Source organism: Pseudomonas sp. EL_65y_Pfl1_R83, from assembly GCF_963970695.1.
GTDB classification, from domain to species: Bacteria; Pseudomonadota; Gammaproteobacteria; order Pseudomonadales; family Pseudomonadaceae; genus Aquipseudomonas; species Aquipseudomonas tritici.
On record NZ_CAXAQI010000002.1, the window covers coordinates 353,162 to 371,277 of the forward strand.

The 18,116-nt window shown below is 63.2% G+C and carries 6 protein-coding genes; 4 read left to right on the forward strand and 2 right to left on the reverse strand.

Annotated features, from left to right (window positions below):
* Window positions 1-6 precede the first annotated feature (6 nt).
* Window positions 7-1,785 (reverse strand): acyclic terpene utilization AtuA family protein, encoded by a 1,779-nt coding sequence (locus AACY08_RS03850; RefSeq protein WP_339468171.1) that lies wholly within the window; start codon window positions 1,783-1,785, stop codon window positions 7-9.
* A gap of 153 nt (window positions 1,786-1,938) precedes the next feature.
* Between AACY08_RS03850 and AACY08_RS03855 the strand changes: the two genes are divergently transcribed.
* Entirely contained in the window at window positions 1,939-2,562 is a 624-nt protein-coding gene (locus AACY08_RS03855; protein ID WP_339468172.1) for a TetR/AcrR family transcriptional regulator, read from the forward strand.
* Between the two features lie 93 nt (window positions 2,563-2,655).
* Window positions 2,656-3,444: a substrate-binding periplasmic protein gene (locus AACY08_RS03860; RefSeq protein ID WP_339468174.1), complete on the forward strand. Its 789-nt coding sequence runs from the start codon at window positions 2,656-2,658 to the stop codon at window positions 3,442-3,444.
* Between the two features lie 68 nt (window positions 3,445-3,512).
* On the opposite strand, the gene AACY08_RS03865 is transcribed toward AACY08_RS03860, so the two are convergent.
* A complete protein-coding gene (locus tag AACY08_RS03865) occupies window positions 3,513-4,064 on the reverse strand; it encodes an RNA polymerase factor sigma-70 (RefSeq protein ID WP_339427415.1) in 552 nt (183 codons plus the stop codon).
* Between the two features lie 302 nt (window positions 4,065-4,366).
* Between AACY08_RS03865 and AACY08_RS03870 the strand changes: the two genes are divergently transcribed.
* Both AACY08_RS03870 and AACY08_RS03875 read left to right on the forward strand, forming a co-directional pair.
* Entirely contained in the window at window positions 4,367-5,119 is a 753-nt protein-coding gene (locus tag AACY08_RS03870; protein WP_339468176.1) for a thioesterase II family protein, read from the forward strand.
* Between the two features lie 52 nt (window positions 5,120-5,171).
* Entirely contained in the window at window positions 5,172-18,053 is a 12,882-nt protein-coding gene (locus AACY08_RS03875) for a non-ribosomal peptide synthetase (protein WP_339468178.1), read from the forward strand.
* Window positions 18,054-18,116: the final 63 nt, after the last annotated feature.

Consider the following 18,116-nt stretch of genomic DNA (forward strand, 5'->3'; position numbering starts at 1 on the left):
CTCCTGTTATACAAGTTGATCGGCTATGTGCTGCGGCACCGCAATCGGGATTTCCAGCAGTTGCTGGGCGAAGGCTTTACCTTGCGGGTCAATGCGCAGGCTGGCGATGCCACCACCACCGAGTGCGTTTTCCAGCAAAAAGTTGAGGCTGTGGCTGCCGGGCAAATACCAGCGCTCGACGCGGCCATGAACGGGATCCAGTACGTGGCCCATCCAATCGACAATCACCTGCGGGGTCAGCGCTTCGGCGATCCACGGCAGGTAGTCGGGATCGCGGGCGATCACGCCGATATTGCTGTGGTTACCCTTGTCGCCGGAGCGCGCCACGGCCAGTTTCACCAAGGGCACGCTGGCGTCGGCAAGGCCTTGGGGTTTGGGTGGGGCGATCGGCGCAGCGGGCAGGGTAGGGGCGTTGGCAATCGGCAGTGCGCAGGTGTGGCGTCCGCTCCGGAGGTCGATTTCCAGTTCGCAAACGGATTTGTCGATCAGGAACGAAAACAGCCGAATCAGCGGATACACCGTTGGCCGCCCGCCGACGATGCCGGTCAGCCCTGGCGCCATGCCGGTGGCTGCCTGGGCAATCTCGCGGGCGAACAGCACCAGCGCCTGTTTACTGGGGTGTCGCACCGCCAATTTCACCACCACTTCGCGGCAGTCCTGGCGCATCGCATGGGCGCCATAAGTCGCTTCGCTGCCCAGCAGTTCGATATTCACCTCGGTATAGGGCGCCCAGCCGCGTTGGCTGAACAGCTCCGAGGTTTTGTTGATGATCGCCTGGCCGACCCGTTCGGCCTTGGCCACCGCATCGATCCCGGCGATCAGGCAACTGGCGGTGCAGCGAAAACCCTCCGGGTAGGTGGCGCTGACTTTGTACTGGGCGGTTGGGGGCGAGCCCTTGGCGCCATGCAGGCGTACCTGGTTCTTACCTTGCTGCTGCAATTTGACCTGGCTGAAATCGCAGATTACATCCGGTAGCAGGTAGGCATGCGGATCGCCGATTTCATACAGCAACTGTTCGGCCACGCTGAGTTCGCTGATCAGCCCACCGCTGCCGTCGACTTTACTCACAATAAACTGGCCGTCGTCGCTGACGTCTACGATAGGAAAGCCGATGTGCTCGTAGTCCGGTACCGCGCGCCAATCGGTGAAATTGCCGCCGGTGCACTGCGCGCCGCATTCGATGATATGCCCGGCCAGTGCGGCCTGGGCGAGGCGGTCGTAATCCTGCCAGGACCAGTTGAACTCATGCACCAACGCCGCGCTGACCACCGCGCTGTCCACCACGCGGCCGGTAATGACGATGTCCGCGCCCAATGCCAGCGCCTGTGCAATGCCCGGTGCGCCGAGGTAGGCATTGGCGGACACGCACATCGGCGGTAGCGGTGCGCCATTGAACATATCGGTGATGCCGTGCAGCTGCTTGAGCTGGGGTTGCAGGTCATCGCCCAGTAGCACGGCGATGTTCAGTTCAACGCCCGCCTTGTCACAGGCTGCTTGCAAAGCAGCGGCGCAGGCCTGGGGGTTGATGCCGCCAGCGTTGCTGATTACACGGACGCCCTGGCGTTGGATATCGCCCAGCAATGGCGTGAGCACCTCGACAAAATCCGTCGCGTAGCCGGCCTGGGGATCTTTCATCCGCACACCGGCCAGGATCGACATCGTGACTTCCGCCAGGTAGTCGAAGACCAGGTAATCCAGCTCACCGCCGTGCACCAACTGCGCGGCAGCGGTACAGGTGTCGCCCCAGAAGGCGCTGGCGCAGCCGATACGAACCGTCTTGCTCATGAGAAATCCTTCCTCGAATGGCTGCTAGCGAGACTACCAAGCAAGCGCTTGGTTTGTAAACTCCGTGCACAAGTTTTAGCCAAGCGCTTGCTTGGGTGGCCGTCACGGCCTAAATTGCCGGCCAAGACGTCCGTGGAAGTAGAGGAGAGAGGCATGGATGAGCATAAAGCCCTGCGGGTGATGCGCACCATGATCGACGGCGGCCAATTGACCGACCCCGAAAGCGCTCGTGGCAAGCTGCTGCAAACGGCGGCTCACCTGTTTCGCAACAAGGGCTTCGAGCGCACCACCGTGCGCGACCTGGCCAGCGCAGTGGGCATCCAGTCCGGCAGCATCTTTCATCACTTCAAGAGCAAGGACGAGATCCTGCGCGCGGTGATGGAGGAAACCATCCACTACAACACCGCGATGATGCGCGCTTCTCTTGAGGAAGCCACCGACGTACGCGAACGTGTGTTGGCGCTGATCCGCTGCGAATTGCAGTCGATCATGGGCGGCAGCGGCGAGGCGATGGCGGTGCTGGTGTATGAATGGCGCTCGCTGTCGGCTGAAGGCCAGGCTGAGGTGTTGGCCCTGCGCGATGTGTACGAGGCGCTGTGGCTGCAAGTACTGGGCGAGGCCAAGGACGCCGGCTATATCCGTGGCGATGTGTTTATCACCCGGCGCTTTCTGACCGGCGCTTTGTCCTGGACCACCACTTGGTTCCGCGCCGAGGGCAGCATGACGCTCGAGCAATTGGCCGAAGAAGCCCTGCTGATGGTTTTGAAAGCCGATTAAGGTGCAAGGCATTAATTTGCCGGTGAAAAGTTGTCTCGCCAGACAAAAACGCCTAGCTTATCGCCATCAGAGTTTTGAACGGTGTGTGCCTTGATGTTTTCGCCATGGCGGCTGGCTGCAGGACTAACTTTTTGGGCAGTGGGCACCGCGTGGTGGATGCCGGCTTCGGCTGCCCAATTGGTAAGGATTGGCGCGGCGCATTTCCCGCCGTACACCGTGCGTCCGGAGAAGGGCGCTGACACCGGTTTGCTGCCGCAACTGGTCGAGGCCTTGAACGCCTCGCAGACCGACTATCAATTTGTGCTGGTGCCCACCTCAATTCCGCGACGTTTTCGCGATTTCGAGCAGGGCCGGATTGATATGGCCATCTTCGAAAACCCCGACTGGGGCTGGCAGGAGATCACCCACACGACAGTCGACATGGGCCTGGAAGACGCGGAAATTTTCGTCGCCCAACGTGAGCCCGGCCGCGACCAGGCCTATTTCGCTGACCTGAACGGCAAGCATTTGGCGTTATTCAGCGGTTACCACTACGCCTTCGCAAACTTCAACCCCGATCCCAAGTACATGGCTGAGCACTTCAACGCCACGTTGACCTACTCCCATGACAGCAACCTGTTGATGGTCGCGCGCGGGCGGGCCGACATCGCCTTGGTGACCCGTTCGTACCTGAGTGATTTCATGGTGCGCAATGCGGACATGGCCGGGCAGTTCCTGGTGTCAGAGCGTATCGACCAGGTGTATCACCACTACGCGTTGCTGCGCCCCAAAGCGCCGATCACGGGGCAAGCGTTTTCCGCGTTGCTCAAGCGCTTGCGCGAAAATGGCGAGATGTTGAAGATTTTCGAGCCGTATCGGATTGATGTCACGCCGATACCCTGACAGGCGCAACGCAGATAAAAACGGTGGGAGCTGGCTTGCCAGCTCCCACATTGTTTACAGCGGCGCTGTCAGACCCGCCGCGCAAACGTATCGCTGTGGTTGCCCGACACCTTGCGGCAATGCACCAGCGCATCCCGAATCATGAAATTCACCAAGGTCGGCGATACGCCGAGTTCCTTGGCGATATCCTTTTGCGGCACGCCATGCAGGCGGTACATCTCGAACGCGTAGCGGGTGCGCTGCGGCAACTCCGTCAGGGCGTCGGCGATGTTTTCCAGGGTGTTGAAATTGATGTGCGAGGTTTCCGTTGAAGCGCCGTGAATGACCACATTCAAGCCTTCCTCTTCGGTGCCTGAGTATTTGAGCTCCAGGGCCTGCTTGCGGTAGTGATCTATCGCCAGGTTGCGCACGATCTGGAACAGATAGCTGAGCTGGGCCTTGAACGATGAGGTGATCGTCGGCGCCGACTGCAGGCGGAAGTAGGCATCCTGCACTACGTCTTCGGCCCGGGAGCGGCACCCGGTAATACGTGCCGCAATCTTCACCAGAATCAGTCGATTATCGACGAACGCCTGGAGAAGCGGTGAGTTGCACCTGCCTGTGGATACTTGTTCCGTCATGGAAATCACCTTGTCGCAAAAGAGGTTAGGGGAGGGCGTCCTTGCTGAGGCCTCCTACACATCGGGCAACAAATTATGATGAATGATAATGATTGTCAAATGAGAAGGCGAACTAATCTTATGCGTTCTTGTTAGGTGTGAACCGCGTCTCGCTTGTACCCGACGACTAATTATTTGCCGGCGCCGTCCGTTCTTCTGGGTGACAGGTCCGTTAGTAAAACGACCAGGGATCAACACCCGCAGGAGGACGAGATGGGTTTGCATCGTGTGCACAGCGTGTTTCAGTTTGGAGTCGTCGCCTGATGAGTACGCCGGCTCGACTGCGCCTGTTCTGCCTGCCTCATTCGGGCGCCAGCGCCATGGTTTACGCGCGCTGGCGCCGGGCCCTGCCGGACTGGTTGCACGTGTGCCCGCTGGAGTTGCCCGGGCGTGGCATGCGCATGGATGAACCTTTGCAGCGCGATATCAAAGCCTTGGCCGCACAGCTTGCGGATGAAATCAGCCGCGACTTGAATGGCCCTTATGCCTTGTTCGGCCACAGCCTCGGCGGCCTGCTCGCCTTCGAACTGGCCCACGCGCTGAATGCACGCAATGTGCCTGCGCCGTTGGCGCTGTTCGCCTCCGGTACAGCCGGGCCGGCACGCCGCGACGTCAGCGAATACGCCATCGAAAAGACCGACGAACAACTGATCGACCGCCTGCGCGAGCTGCAAGGCACCGCCGAAGAAGCCCTGGCCAACCCCGAGTTGATGCAGTTGATGATGCCAATCCTGCGCGCCGATTTTCTCTTGTGCGGCAGTTTTACCTATGGCGAGCGGGCGCCGCTGGACATGCCGATTCATGTATTTGGCGGCAAACAGGACAGCGTGCTCGCCGACCAGTTGCTCGACTGGCAACTCGACGCCGCCAGTGGCTTTTCCCTGGACATGTTCGACGGCCACCACTTCTTCCTCATCCAACATGAAAGCGCCGTGCTGCGCTGCGTGCGGCGCTACGCCGACGAACACCTGGCCCGCTGGCGCAATGGCGCGGCGCGGCAACTGGCCACCGGCTAAAAGCCCCCCCAATTCCCGAATTTCCCGCAAGCCGATTTCAGGCAGGAACCTCATGATGGACGCCTTCGAACTTCCCCTAACGCTGGTCCAGTCCCTTCAACGTCGCGCCGTGCAGACGCCGGACCAGGTCGCTCTGCGCTTCCTCGCGGAGTCGGCCGAACACAGCGTTGTGCTCAGTTACCGCGACCTGGACCTGCGCGCCCGCACCATCGCCGCAGCCTTGCAAGCCAATGCGGACCTGGGCGACCGTGCGGTGCTGTTGTTCCCCAGCGGCCCGGATTACGTCGCGGCGTTCTTTGGTTGCCTGTACGCCGGCGTCATTGCGGTGCCGGCTTACCCGCCGGAGTCGACCCGTCGTCACCATCAGGAACGCCTGCTGTCGATCATCCGCGATGCTGAGCCGCGCCTGCTGCTGACCATCGCCAGCCTCGCCGATGGCTTGGCGCAGATCGAAAACGCCCCAATGGTATTGAGCATCGATACCCTGCAGAGTGCCGGCACTTGGATCGCCCCCGACCTGCACCCCGACGACATCGCATTCCTGCAATACACCTCCGGCTCCACCGCATTGCCCAAGGGCGTGCAAGTCAGCCATGGCAACCTGGTGGCCAACGAAGTGCTGATCCGTCGCGGCTTTGGCATCGACCTCAACCCGGATGACGTGATCGTCAGCTGGCTGCCGCTGTACCACGACATGGGCCTGATCGGCGGCCTGCTGCAACCTATCTTCAGCGGCGTGCCCTGCGTGTTAATGTCGCCGGCGTACTTCCTCGGTCGGCCATTGCGCTGGCTGGAAGCGATCAGTGAATACGGCGGCACTATCAGCGGCGGCCCGGATTTCGCCTACCGCTTGTGCAGCGAGCGGGTCAGCGAGTCGGCATTGGAACGCCTGGACTTGCGCCAGTGGCGCGTGGCCTATTCCGGCTCCGAACCGATCCGCCTCGACACCCTGGAACGCTTCGCCGAGAAGTTCGCGGCCTGCGGTTTTACCCAGAATAATTTCTTCGCGTCCTACGGCCTGGCCGAAGCGACCCTGTTTGTCGCGGGTGGCATTCGCGGCCATGGCATCCCGGCGCTGCGCGTCGACGAGCAGGCATTGGCTGCCAACCGTGCCGAGCCGGGGCAGGGCAGTGCGATCATGAGTTGCGGCACCAGCCAACCCGAACACGCGGTGCTGATCGCCGACCCGCACACCCTTACCGAACTGGCCGAGAATAACGTCGGTGAGCTCTGGGCCACCGGCCCGAGCATCGCCCACGGCTACTGGCGCAACCCCGTGGCCACCGCCACTACCTTCGTGCAACACGCCGGCCGTACCTGGTTGCGTACCGGCGACCTGGGCTTTATCCGCGAAGGCGAGGTGTACATCACCGGCCGCCTGAAAGACTTGCTGATCGTGCGCGGCCATAACCTGTACCCGCAGGACATCGAACAGACCATCGAGCGCGAAGTGGAAGTCGTACGCAAAGGCCGGGTCGCGGCATTTGCAGTGAATGACCAAGGCCTGGAAGGCATCGGCATTGCCGCTGAAATCAGCCGCAGCGTGCAGAAAATCCTGCCGCCCGACGCGCTGATCAAGGCGATCCGCCAAGCCGTCGCCGAGGCGTATCAGGAGGCGCCGAGCGTGGTGGTGCTGCTCAATCCGGGTGCCTTGCCGAAGACCTCCAGCGGCAAGGTGCAACGTGCGGCGTGTGCGCTGCGGTATGTCGATGGCAGCCTCGACAGCTATGCGCAGTTTCCTGATCTGCACGTGCAGGGCAGCGATGCAGCGTTGGACTCCGAACTGCAAAACCAGATCGCCGCGATCTGGTGCGAACAACTGCACGTCGCGACGGTCGCGGCCGATGACCATTTCTTCCTGCTCGGCGGCAACTCCATCACCGCCACCCAGGTGGTCGCGCGCCTGCGTGAAACACTGGGCCTGGAGCTGAACCTGCGCATGCTGTTCGAAGCGCCAACCCTGGAAGGCTTTGCCGCCAACGTTGCGCAGTTGCAGCAGGACGGCGGCGTCGCCCAAGGCGCCATTCATAGCCTGTCACGCCAGGAAGACCTGCCCCAATCCCTGGCGCAAAACCGCCTGTGGATCACCTGGCAACTGGACCCACACAGCAGCGCCTACACCGTCCCCGGCGCCCTGCGCCTGCGCGGCGAGCTGGATGAAGACGCCGTGCGCTTGAGCTTCCAACAACTGGTCCAGCGCCACGAAGTCCTGCGCACCCGCTTTTACGAACGCGACGGCCAGGCCTTCCAGCGCATCGATGCCAAAGCGGATTTCGAGTTGCAAGTCATCGACCTTAGCGACCTGCCCGTGGCCGAGCGTGACACCCGCGCGCAACAGATTCGCGAAGACGAAGCGCGCACCCAGTTCGACCTGGAAAAAGGCCCGCTGCTGTGGGTGACCCTGGTACGCCTGGACGATGCAGATCACCAGTTGCTGGTGACGCTGCACCACATCATCGCGGATGGCTGGTCGCTGAATATCCTCATCGACGAATTCTCACGCCTGTACGCCGCCGCAACCCAGGGCGAAACCCTTGAGCTGCCGCCGCTGGCCCTGCAATACGCCGACTACGGCAGCTGGCAGCGCCAGTGGCTGGCCGAAGGTGAAGGTCAGCGCCAATTGGCGTATTGGAAAGCGCAACTCGGTGAAGAACATCCAACCTTGAGCCTGGCCACCGACCACCCGCGCTCGGCGCAACACCGGAACAGCGCTTCGCGTCATACCGTACGAACTAGCGTGCACCTCAGCGAGGCGATTCGCCAGACCGCCCAGGCCAACCAATCCACCCCGTTCATGGTGTTACTGGCAGCATTCCAGAGCCTGCTCTACCGCTACAGCGGTCAGCGTGACATCCGCATCGGCGTGCCCAACGCCAACCGTCCGCGCCACGAAACCCAAGGCCTGATCGGCTTTTTCATCAACACGCAGGTCATGCGTGGCGAGCTGGACGCTTGTCTGCCGTTCAACGAACTGTTGGCCGCGACTCGCCAAGCTGCGTTGAGTGCCCAGGCCCATCAGGACCTGCCGTTCGAACAACTGCTGGAAGCCTTCCCGCAAGCGCGCGAGCAGGGTCTGTTCCAGGTCATGTTCAATCACCAGCAACGCGACCTCAGCGCCTTGCGCCGTCTGCCGGGCATGCTTGCCGACGAGCTGCCATGGCACAGTCGCGAAGCCAAGTTCGACCTGCAACTGCACAGCGAAGAAGACCGTAACGGGCGCCTGAGCCTGTCGTTCGACTACGCCGACGAAGTGTTTGACAGCGCGACCATCCAGCGCCTGGCCGAGCACTTCATCAACCTGTTGCAAGCCGCGTGTGACCAGCCGCAGCAAGCCATCGGCGACCTCAAGCTGATGCAGGAAGACGAGCAGCAACCGTGGAGTGAAACGCCGTGCGCGCCCGCCCAGCAATGGCTGCCGGAGCTGCTCAACAGACACACCTCGGACAGCACCGCGCTGGTCTGGCAGGGCAGCAGCCTGACCTTCGCCCAATTGCACACCCAGGCCAATCGCCTGGCTCACTACCTGCGTGACAAGGGTGTCGGCCCGGACGTGTGCGTGGCGATCGCCGCCGAGCGTTCGCCGCAACTGCTGATCGGCCTGCTGGCGATCATCAAGGCCGGCGGCGCCTATGTGCCGCTGGACCCGGATTACCCCGCCGAGCGCCTGGCCTACATGCTGGAGGACAGCGGCGTGCATCTGCTGCTGACCCAGACCACGTTGCTGGACCACGTGCCAGTTGCCTGCGGCGTCTGCGTGATTGCGATGGACAGCCTGCACCTCGACAGCTGGCCGACCCAGCCGCCTGGCCTGCACCTGCACGGCGATAACCTCGCCTACGTGATCTACACCTCTGGCTCCACCGGCCAGCCCAAAGGCGTGGGCAATACCCATGCGGCCCTGGCCGAACGCTTGCAGTGGATGCAGGCCACCTATCAACTGAATGGCACCGATGTGCTGATGCAAAAGGCACCGATCAGTTTTGACGTGTCGGTGTGGGAATGCTTCTGGCCGCTGATCACCGGTTGCCGCCTGGTGCTGGCCGGCCCTGGCGAGCATCGCGACCCGCACCGTATCGCGCAGTTGGTGCAGGAACACGGCGTGACCACGTTGCACTTTGTGCCGCCGCTGCTGCAGCTGTTTATCGACGAACCGCTGGCCGCCGAATGCACCAGCCTGCGCCGCCTGTTCTCCGGTGGCGAAGCCTTGCCCGCCGAGCTGCGCAACCGCGTCCTGGCGCAGCTACCGGCGGTGCAATTGCACAACCGTTATGGCCCCACCGAAACCGCGATCAACGTGACCCACTGGCACTGCCGCGTGGAAGACGGCGAGCGCTCGCCGATTGGCCGCCCGCTGGGCAATGTGATCTGCCGCGTGCTGGACGATCAGCTCAACCCCGTGCCGCTGGGTGTGCCGGGTGAACTGTGCATCGGCGGTATCGGCCTGGCCCGGGGTTACCTGGGGCGCGCCGGGTTGACGGCTGAGCGTTTTGTCGCCGACCACTCGGGGGCGCGCCTTTATCGCACCGGCGACCGCGTCCGTTGGAGCGCCGAGGGTGTGCTTGAGTACCTGGGCCGTCTCGACCAGCAGGTCAAACTGCGCGGTTTCCGCGTGGAGCCGGAAGAAATCGAAGCGCGCATGCTGGCCCTGAACGGCATCGCCCAAGCCGTGGTGCTGGTGCGTGACACGCAGTTGATCGGCTACTACACCGCCCATGTCGCGCTGGACGATCAGCAGGTGAAAACCGCCCTGGCCGCCGAGCTGCCGGAGTACATGGTGCCCGCGCTGTTGATGCGCCTCGACGCCATGCCCCTGAGCCCCAGCGGCAAGCTGGACCGTCGCGCGTTGCCGGAGCCGGTGTGGCAAACCCGTGAGCACATTGAACCCGAAACCCCCTTGCAGCAGCAGATCGCAGCTATCTGGCGCGAAGTCCTCGGACGGCCGAAAATCGGCCTGGGCGATGACTTCTTCGCCCTCGGCGGCCACTCGTTGCTGGCCACGCAAATCATCTCGCGCACCCGCCAGGCGTGTGACGTCGAGTTGCCGTTGCGCACCTTGTTTGAAGCCAGTGAGCTGGGCGCGTTTGCCGAGCAGGTCAGGCTGATCCAGGCGTCGGGCCTACGCAACCAGCAGACGGCTATTGCTAAGGTCGACCGCAGCCAACCGGTGCCGTTGTCCTATTCCCAGCAGCGCATGTGGTTCCTGTGGCAGATGGAGCCAGACAGCCCGGCCTACAACGTCGGCGGCATGGCGCGCTTGCGTGGCGTGCTCGATGTGGGGCGTTTCGAAGCGGCGTTGCAGGCCTTGATCATGCGTCACGAAACTTTGCGCACCACCTTCCCGAGCGTCGACGGCGTGGCCTATCAAAAGGTCTCGCCGCAGACCGGCTTGCGCATGGATTGGCAGGATTTCTCAGGCCAGAACGAAACCGAGCGCCAGCAGCGTCTGCAGCAGTTGGCTGATCATGAAGCGCACACGCCGTTCAACCTGGAAACCGGGCCGTTGCTGCGTGCCTGCCTGGTCAAGGCTGGCGAGCAGGAACACTACCTAGTGCTGACCCTGCACCACATCGTCACCGAAGGCTGGGCCATGGACATCTTTGCCCGTGAACTCAGCGCGCTGTACGAAGCCTTTATCGACGAGCGCGAATCGCCGCTGGCGCCGTTGCCGGTTCAATACCTGGATTACAGCGTGTGGCAGCGTCAGTGGCTGGAGTCCGGCGAGCGTCAGCGCCAACTCGACTACTGGACCGCGCAACTGGGCACTGAACATCCGCTGCTGGAACTGCCCGGCGACCGCCCACGCCCACCGGTGCAAAGCCATCAGGGTGAACTGTATCGCTTCGACCTCAGCGATGACCTGGCCGCCCGCGTGCGTGCCTTCAATGCCGAGCGCGGCCTGACCCTGTTCATGACCATGACCGCCACCCTGGCCGTGTTGCTCTACCGCTACAGCGGCCAGACCGACCTGCGCATCGGCGCCCCCGTCGCCAACCGTATTCGCCCGGAAAGCGAAGGGCTGATCGGCGCGTTCCTCAACACCCAGGTGCTGCGTTGCCAGCTCAATGGGCAGATGAACGTCGCTGAACTGTTTGAGCACGTGCGCCATACGGTGATCGAAGGCCAGTCCCATCAAGACCTGCCGTTCGACCACCTGGTGGAAGCCCTGCAACCACCGCGCAGTGCGGCGTACAACCCGCTGTTCCAGGTGATGTGCAACGTGCAGCGCTGGGAGTTCCAGCAAAGCCGCCAACTGGCCGGCATGACTGTCGAGTACCTGGCCAACGATGCCCGCGCGACCAAGTTCGACCTCAATCTGGAAGTCACCGACCTCGACCATCGCCTGGGTTGCTGCCTGACCTACAGCACCGACCTGTTCGACGAACCGCGTATTGCGCGTATGGCCGGACATTGGCGCAACCTGCTGGAAGCCTTGATCGCCAATCCGCAGCGGCGCCTCAGCGAGTTGCCGTTATTGACGGCCGCCGAACAGCACGCGTTGCAGGACAGCCTGGGCGCCGAAGCAGGCGAGCACCGCCTTGATCAGTGCATTCATCAACTGTTCAGCCAGCAAGCGGCAGCCCGTGGCGATGCACCGGCGCTGACCTTTGCCGGCGTTAGCCTCAGCTATCGTGAGCTCGATGCCCGCGCTAACCGCCTGGCCTGGATGCTGCGCGAGCGTGGCGTCGGCCCGCAGGTGCGCGTCGGCCTGGCGCTGCCGCGTTCCCTGGAAATGGTCATCGGCCTGCTGGCGATCCTCAAGGCCGGAGGCGCCTACGTGCCGTTGGACCCCGAATACCCGCTGGACCGCTTGCACTACATGATCGAAGACAGCGGCATCGGCCTGCTGCTCAGCGATGCGGCGATGTTTGAAGCCCTCGGCGAGTTGCCTGCAACCGTGGCGCGCTGGTGCCTGGAAGATGACGCGCCGCTGCTTGCCAACTACCCGGCCGATGCGTTGCCGTTTATCAGCCTGCCGCAACACCAGGCGTACCTTATCTACACCTCCGGCTCCACCGGCAAGCCCAAGGGCGTGGTGGTGTGCCACGGTGAAATCGCCATGCATTGCACGGCGGTGATCGCGCGTTTCGGCATGCGCGCCGACGACTGTGAACTGCACTTCTATTCGATCAACTTCGACGCCGCCACCGAGCGTTTGCTGGTGCCGCTGCTCAGCGGGGCCCAGGTGGTATTGCGTGCCCAGGGCCAGTGGGACGCGCAAGAAATCTGCGCGCTGATCCGCACCCATCGCATCACTGTACTGGGCTTCACGCCGAGCTACGGCAGCCAGCTGGCGCAGTGGTTGGCGACTCAGCAGCAGACCTTGCCGGTGCGCATGTGCATCACTGGCGGCGAAGCGTTGACGGGTGAGCATTTGCAGCGCATCCGCGCAGCGTTCCAGCCCGAGATGTTCTTCAACGCCTACGGCCCGACCGAAACCGTAGTGATGCCGCTGGCGAGCCTCGCGCCCGAACAGTTGGAGGAGGGCGCTGCAAGCGTGCCAATCGGCAGCATCATCGGTGACCGCGTGGCCTATATTCTCGACGCCGATCTGGCGTTGGTGCCGCAAGGTGCGACCGGCGAGCTGTACGTCGGCGGCGCCGGTCTGGCCCAGGGGTATCACCAGCGCCCGGGCATGACGGCGGAGCGCTTCGTTGCGGATCCGTTCGCTACGCACGGCGGGAGGCTGTACCGCACCGGCGACCTGGTGCGCCAGCGCGCCGATGGCCTGGTGGAGTACCTGGGGCGTATCGACCATCAGGTGAAGATTCGCGGTTTCCGTATTGAACTGGGCGAGATCGAAACCCGCCTGCTGGAGCACGACGGCGTGCGCGAAGCGGTGGTGCTGGCGCTGGATTCGCCAAGCGGCAAACAGTTGGTGGCGTACCTGGTCAGCGACGCAGACCACGGCGCGTTGCGCGACGCGCTCAAGGCCCACCTCAAGGCGCAGCTGCCGGACTACATGGTGCCCGCGCACTTGATCGTGCTGGACAGTATGCCGCTGACCGCCAACGGCAAACTCGACCGCCGTGCCTTGCCGCAACCCGACCCTGAGGCCAATCGCCAACAGTACGTGGCGCCCCGCAATGAGCTGCAAAGCACATTGGCGGCGATCTGGTGCGCAGTGCTGAACGTGCAGCAAGTCGGTCTGGACGATAACTTCTTTGAACTGGGCGGCGACTCGATCCTGTCGATCCAGGTGGTCAGCCGTGCGCGGCAAGCGGGCATTCACTTCAGCCCGCGCGACTTGTTCCAGCACCAGACCGTGCAAACCCTGGCCGCTGTCGCCACGCGCGCTGAGCACATCAGCGCTGAGCAAGGCGTGCTGACGGGCAGCTCGGGCCTGACGCCGATCCAGCATTGGTTCTTCGACACCGAGATCCCGCAGCGTCAGCACTGGAACCAGGCGCTGCTGCTCAAACCGCTGCAACTGCTTGACCCGCACCGCCTTGAGCAAGCGCTGCTGGCGGTACTGGAACACCACGACGCCCTGCGCCTGAGCTTCACCCGGCGCGACGCGAAATGGCACGCCGAACACCTCGCCGTACCGCAGGGTGGTGTGTTGATGCAGGCGCAAGTGCGTGACATGGACGCGTGCATTGCGCTGTTCAGCGACACCCAGCGCAGCCTCGACCTGGCACACGGCCCGTTGCTGCGCGCCTTGCTCGTGGAGGGGCCCGAGGGCCAGCAGCGCCTGTTGATCGCGATCCATCACTTGGTGGTGGACGGCGTGTCATGGCGTGTATTGCTCGAAGACTTGCAAAGCGTTTACCGCCAACTGAGCGACGGCCAATCCGTCAGCCTGCCAGCCAAGACCAGTGCGCTACGTGAATGGGCCGCGCGTTTGCAGGCCTACGCCGGCAGCGAATCCCTGCGCGAAGAGTTGAGCGTCTGGCAGCACCAACTGGCCGGCCCGCAGGCCGCACTGCCGGTGGCACGCCCGCAAGGTTTGCTGCGCAACCGCGACGCCGACACCGTCAGCGTGCGCCTGGATGCCGAACACACCCGACAACTGCTACAACAGGCCCCGAGCACCTACCGCACCCAGGTCAACGACTTGCTGCTGACCGCGTTGGCGCGAGTGTTGTGCCGCTGGAGTGGTCACGCTTCGGCGCTGATCCAGCTGGAAGGCCACGGCCGCGAAACCCTGTTCGATGAGGTCGACCTGACCCGCAGTGTCGGCTGGTTCACCAGTGCCTATCCATTGCGCCTCACCCCGCAAGCCGGGCAGGGCGATTCCATCAAGGCGATCAAGGAACAACTGCGTGCCGTGCCGCATAAAGGCTTGGGTTATGGCGTGCTGCGTTACCTGGCGGATGACCTGTGCAAGCAGACCATGGCCGCACTGCCGAGCGCGCCGATCACGTTCAACTACCTCGGCCAGTTCGACCAGAGCTTTGGCGCTGATGCACTGTTCCACCCGCTGGATGAGTCCGCGGGCCTGGCCCATGATCCGGATGCGCCGTTGCCCAACGAGTTGAGCGTCGACAGCCAGGTGTACGGCGGCGAACTGGTGCTGCGCTGGACTTTCAGTCGTGAGCGCTTTGATCAGCACACCATTCGCGAATTGGCCGATGCGTATCTGGCCGAACTGCACAGCCTGGTCGTGCATTGCCTTGAGAACACCGCCGGCGGCCTCACGCCGTCCGACTTCCCGCTGGCGCACCTGACCCAGTCACAACTCGACAGCTTGCCGGTACCGGCCAGTGCCATCGAAGACGTTTACCCGCTGACCCCGATGCAGGAGGGCCTGCTGCTGCACACCCTGCTGGAGCCGGGCACCGGCCTTTACTACATGCAAGACCGCTACCGCATCAACAGCGCGTTGGACCCGGAGCGTTTTGCCCAGGCCTGGCAAGCGGTGATCGCCCGCCACGAAGCCTTGCGCGCCTCATTCTGCTGGAACGTTGGCGAAGACATGCTGCAAGTGATCCACAAACCGGGCAGCACGCCGGTCGAGTACCTGGACTGGAGCAGCGATCTGGAAAGCGAACAGGAGCCGCGCCTGCAAGCCTTGCTCAAGCATGAGCGCGAAGCCGGTTTCGATCTGCTCAACCAGGCGCCGTTCCACCTGCGCCTGATCCGCGTCGGCGAAGCGCGTTACTGGTTCATGATGAGCAACCACCACATCCTCATCGATGCCTGGTGCCGTTCGTTGCTGATGAATGACTTCTTCGAGATCTACATGGCCCTCGGCGAAGGCCGCGACGCGCAACTGGCCACGCCACCGCGCTACCGCGACTACATCGCCTGGCTGCAACGCCAGAACCTGAATGAGGCACGCCAGTGGTGGCAGCAGAACCTGCAAGGCTTCGAACGCACCACGCCGATCCTGAGCGACCGGCCGTTCCTGCGTGAACACGCGGGCCACAGCGGCGCCATGGTGGTGGGCGACTGCTACACCCGCCTCGACGCCCGCGACGGTGGGCAATTGCGCGAACTGGCCCGGGCGCATCAACTGACCGTCAACACGTTCGCCCAGGCGGCATGGGCCCTGGTACTGCGCCGTTTGAGCGGGGATCGCGACGTCGTGTTCGGCGTTACTGTGGCCGGGCGCCCGGTGGACATGCCGCAGATGCAACGCACGGTGGGCCTGTTCATCAACAGCATCGCGCTGCGGGTGAAACTGCCCGAGGATGACCAGCGTTGCAGCGTGCGCCAGTGGTTGAGCGGCCTGCTCGACAGCAATATGCAGCTGCGCGAGTACGAATACCTGCCGCTGGTGACGATCCAGGAACACAGCGAACTGCCCAAGGGCCAGCCGCTGTTCGACAGCCTGTTCGTGTTCGAAAACGCCCCGGTGGACGTCTCGGTGCTGGACCGCGCACAAAGCCTGAATGCCACCTCGGACTCTGGCCGCACCCACACCAACTTCCCGCTGACGGCTGTGTGCTATCCGGGCGACGACCTCGGTTTGCATCTGTCCTATGACCAGCGTTACTTCGACGAAACCACCGTGCAAGGCATGCTTGGCGAGTTCAAGCGCCTGCTGCTGGCGCTGGTGCAGGGCTTCCATGGCGACATGGCTGACCTGCCGCTGATTGGCGAGCAGGAGCGCGAGTTCCTGGTGGAGGGCTGCAACCAGAGCGAACACGACTACCCGCTGGAGCGCAGCTACGTCGAGCTGTTCGAAACGCAGGTGGCCGCGCATCCGCAGCGCGTCGCCGCCAGTTGCCTTGATCAGCAATGGACCTACGACGAGTTGAACCGGCGCAGTAACGGCCTGGGCCACGCGCTGATTGCGGCGGGCGTGGGCGCTGATCAACCGGTGGCGTTGCTGGCCGAGCGTAACCTTGATTTGCTCGGCATGATCATCGGCAGCTTCAAGGCGGGTGCCGGCTACCTGCCGCTGGACCCCGGCCTGCCGCGCCAGCGGCTGAGCCGCATTCTTGACCTGAGCCGCACACCGTTGCTGGTGTGCACCGAGGCCAGTCGCGAGCAGGCCATCGAGTTGCTTGAAGGCTTCGACTGCCAGTTGCTGGTGTGGGAGGAAATCCCTGCGCGTGGCGAAAACCCAGGTGTCTACAGCGCCCCGGACAACCTCGCCTACGTGATCTACACCTCGGGCTCCACCGGCCTGCCCAAAGGCGTGATGGTCGAACAGCGCGGCATGCTCAATAACCAGTTGAGCAAGGCGCCGTACCTGGCCTTGAGCGATGCCGATGTGATTGCGCAAACCGCTTCGCAGAGCTTCGATATTTCCGTGTGGCAATTCCTCGCAGCACCGCTGTTTGGCGCACGGGTGGATATCGTGCCGAATACGATTGCCCATGATCCCCAAGGCTTGCTCGCCCATGTGCAGGCCCAAGGCATCACCGTGCTGGAAAGCGTGCCGTCCCTGATCCAGGGCATGCTGGCCCAGGACCTTATCAGCCTGAACGGCCTGCGCTGGATGCTACCCACCGGTGAAGCCATGCCGCCGGAGCTGGCGCACCAATGGCTGCTGCGCTACCCGCAGATTGGTTTGGTGAACGCCTACGGCCCGGCGGAATGCTCGGACGATGTGGCGTTCTACCGTGTCGACCTGGCGTCTACCCGTGGCACTTACCTGCCGATTGGTACGCCCACCGACAACAACCGTTTGTACCTGTTGGACGGTGCGCTGGAGTTGGTGCCCCAAGGCGCTGTGGGCGAGTTGTGCGTCGCCGGTACGGGCGTCGGTCGCGGGTACGTCGGCGACCCGCTGCGCACCGCCCCGGTGTTTGTGCCCAACCCCTTCGGCACACCGGGCGAGCGCCTCTACCGCACCGGCGACCTGGCGCGGCGTCGCAGCGATGGCGTGCTGGAATACGTCGGGCGTATCGACCACCAAGTGAAGATTCGCGGCTACCGTATCGAACTGGGCGAAATCGAAGCGCGCCTGCACGAGCAACCGCAAGTGCGCGACGCGGCGGTCGGCGTGCAGGAGAGCGTCAACGGCAAGCATCTGGTTGGCTACCTCGTTGCCGCAGACGAAGCGCTCAACCCAAGCGAACGCCTCGACCGCATCAAGCAACGCCTGCGCGCCGAGTTGCCGGAATACATGGTGCCGCTGCACTGGCTGTGGCTCGACCGCCTGCCGCACAACGCCAACGGCAAACTTGACCGCAACGCCCTGCCGGCCCTGGAGATCGGCCAGTTGCACAGCCAGGACTACCTGGCGCCACGCAACGAACTGGAAACCACCTTGGCCGCGATCTGGGCCGAGGTGCTGAAAGTCGAACGGGTCGGGGTGCAGGACAACTTCTTCGAACTGGGCGGGCACTCGTTGCTGGCGACGCAGATTGCCTCGCGGGTGCAGAAAACCTTGCAGCGGGATGTACCGCTAAGGGCGATGTTCGAGTGCAGCACGGTGGCGGAGTTGGCTGGATATATCGAAGGGCTGGCGGGGAATGAGATCAGTGCGCAGAAGGTGGATCGGTTGAGTGATTTGATGGCGGAGTTGGAGGGGTTGTGAGGGGGCCGTTTGTCAGAACTGTTAATTCTGACAGTAGGCGAGCGGATGCCAACAGCGCTCACT

Bases quoted from the DNA above. Each gene is read 5' to 3' on its own strand.
- AACY08_RS03850 (WP_339468171.1), bottom strand. From the start codon at position 1,785: ATGAGCAAGACGGTTCGTATCGGCTGCGCCAGCGCCTTCTGGGGCGAC.
- AACY08_RS03855 (WP_339468172.1), top strand. From the start codon at position 1,939: ATGGATGAGCATAAAGCCCTGCGGGTGATGCGCACCATGATCGACGGC.
- AACY08_RS03860 (WP_339468174.1), top strand. From the start codon at position 2,656: ATGTTTTCGCCATGGCGGCTGGCTGCAGGACTAACTTTTTGGGCAGTG.
- AACY08_RS03865 (WP_339427415.1), bottom strand. From the start codon at position 4,064: ATGACGGAACAAGTATCCACAGGCAGGTGCAACTCACCGCTTCTCCAG.
- AACY08_RS03870 (WP_339468176.1), top strand. From the start codon at position 4,367: ATGAGTACGCCGGCTCGACTGCGCCTGTTCTGCCTGCCTCATTCGGGC.
- AACY08_RS03875 (WP_339468178.1), top strand. From the start codon at position 5,172: ATGATGGACGCCTTCGAACTTCCCCTAACGCTGGTCCAGTCCCTTCAA.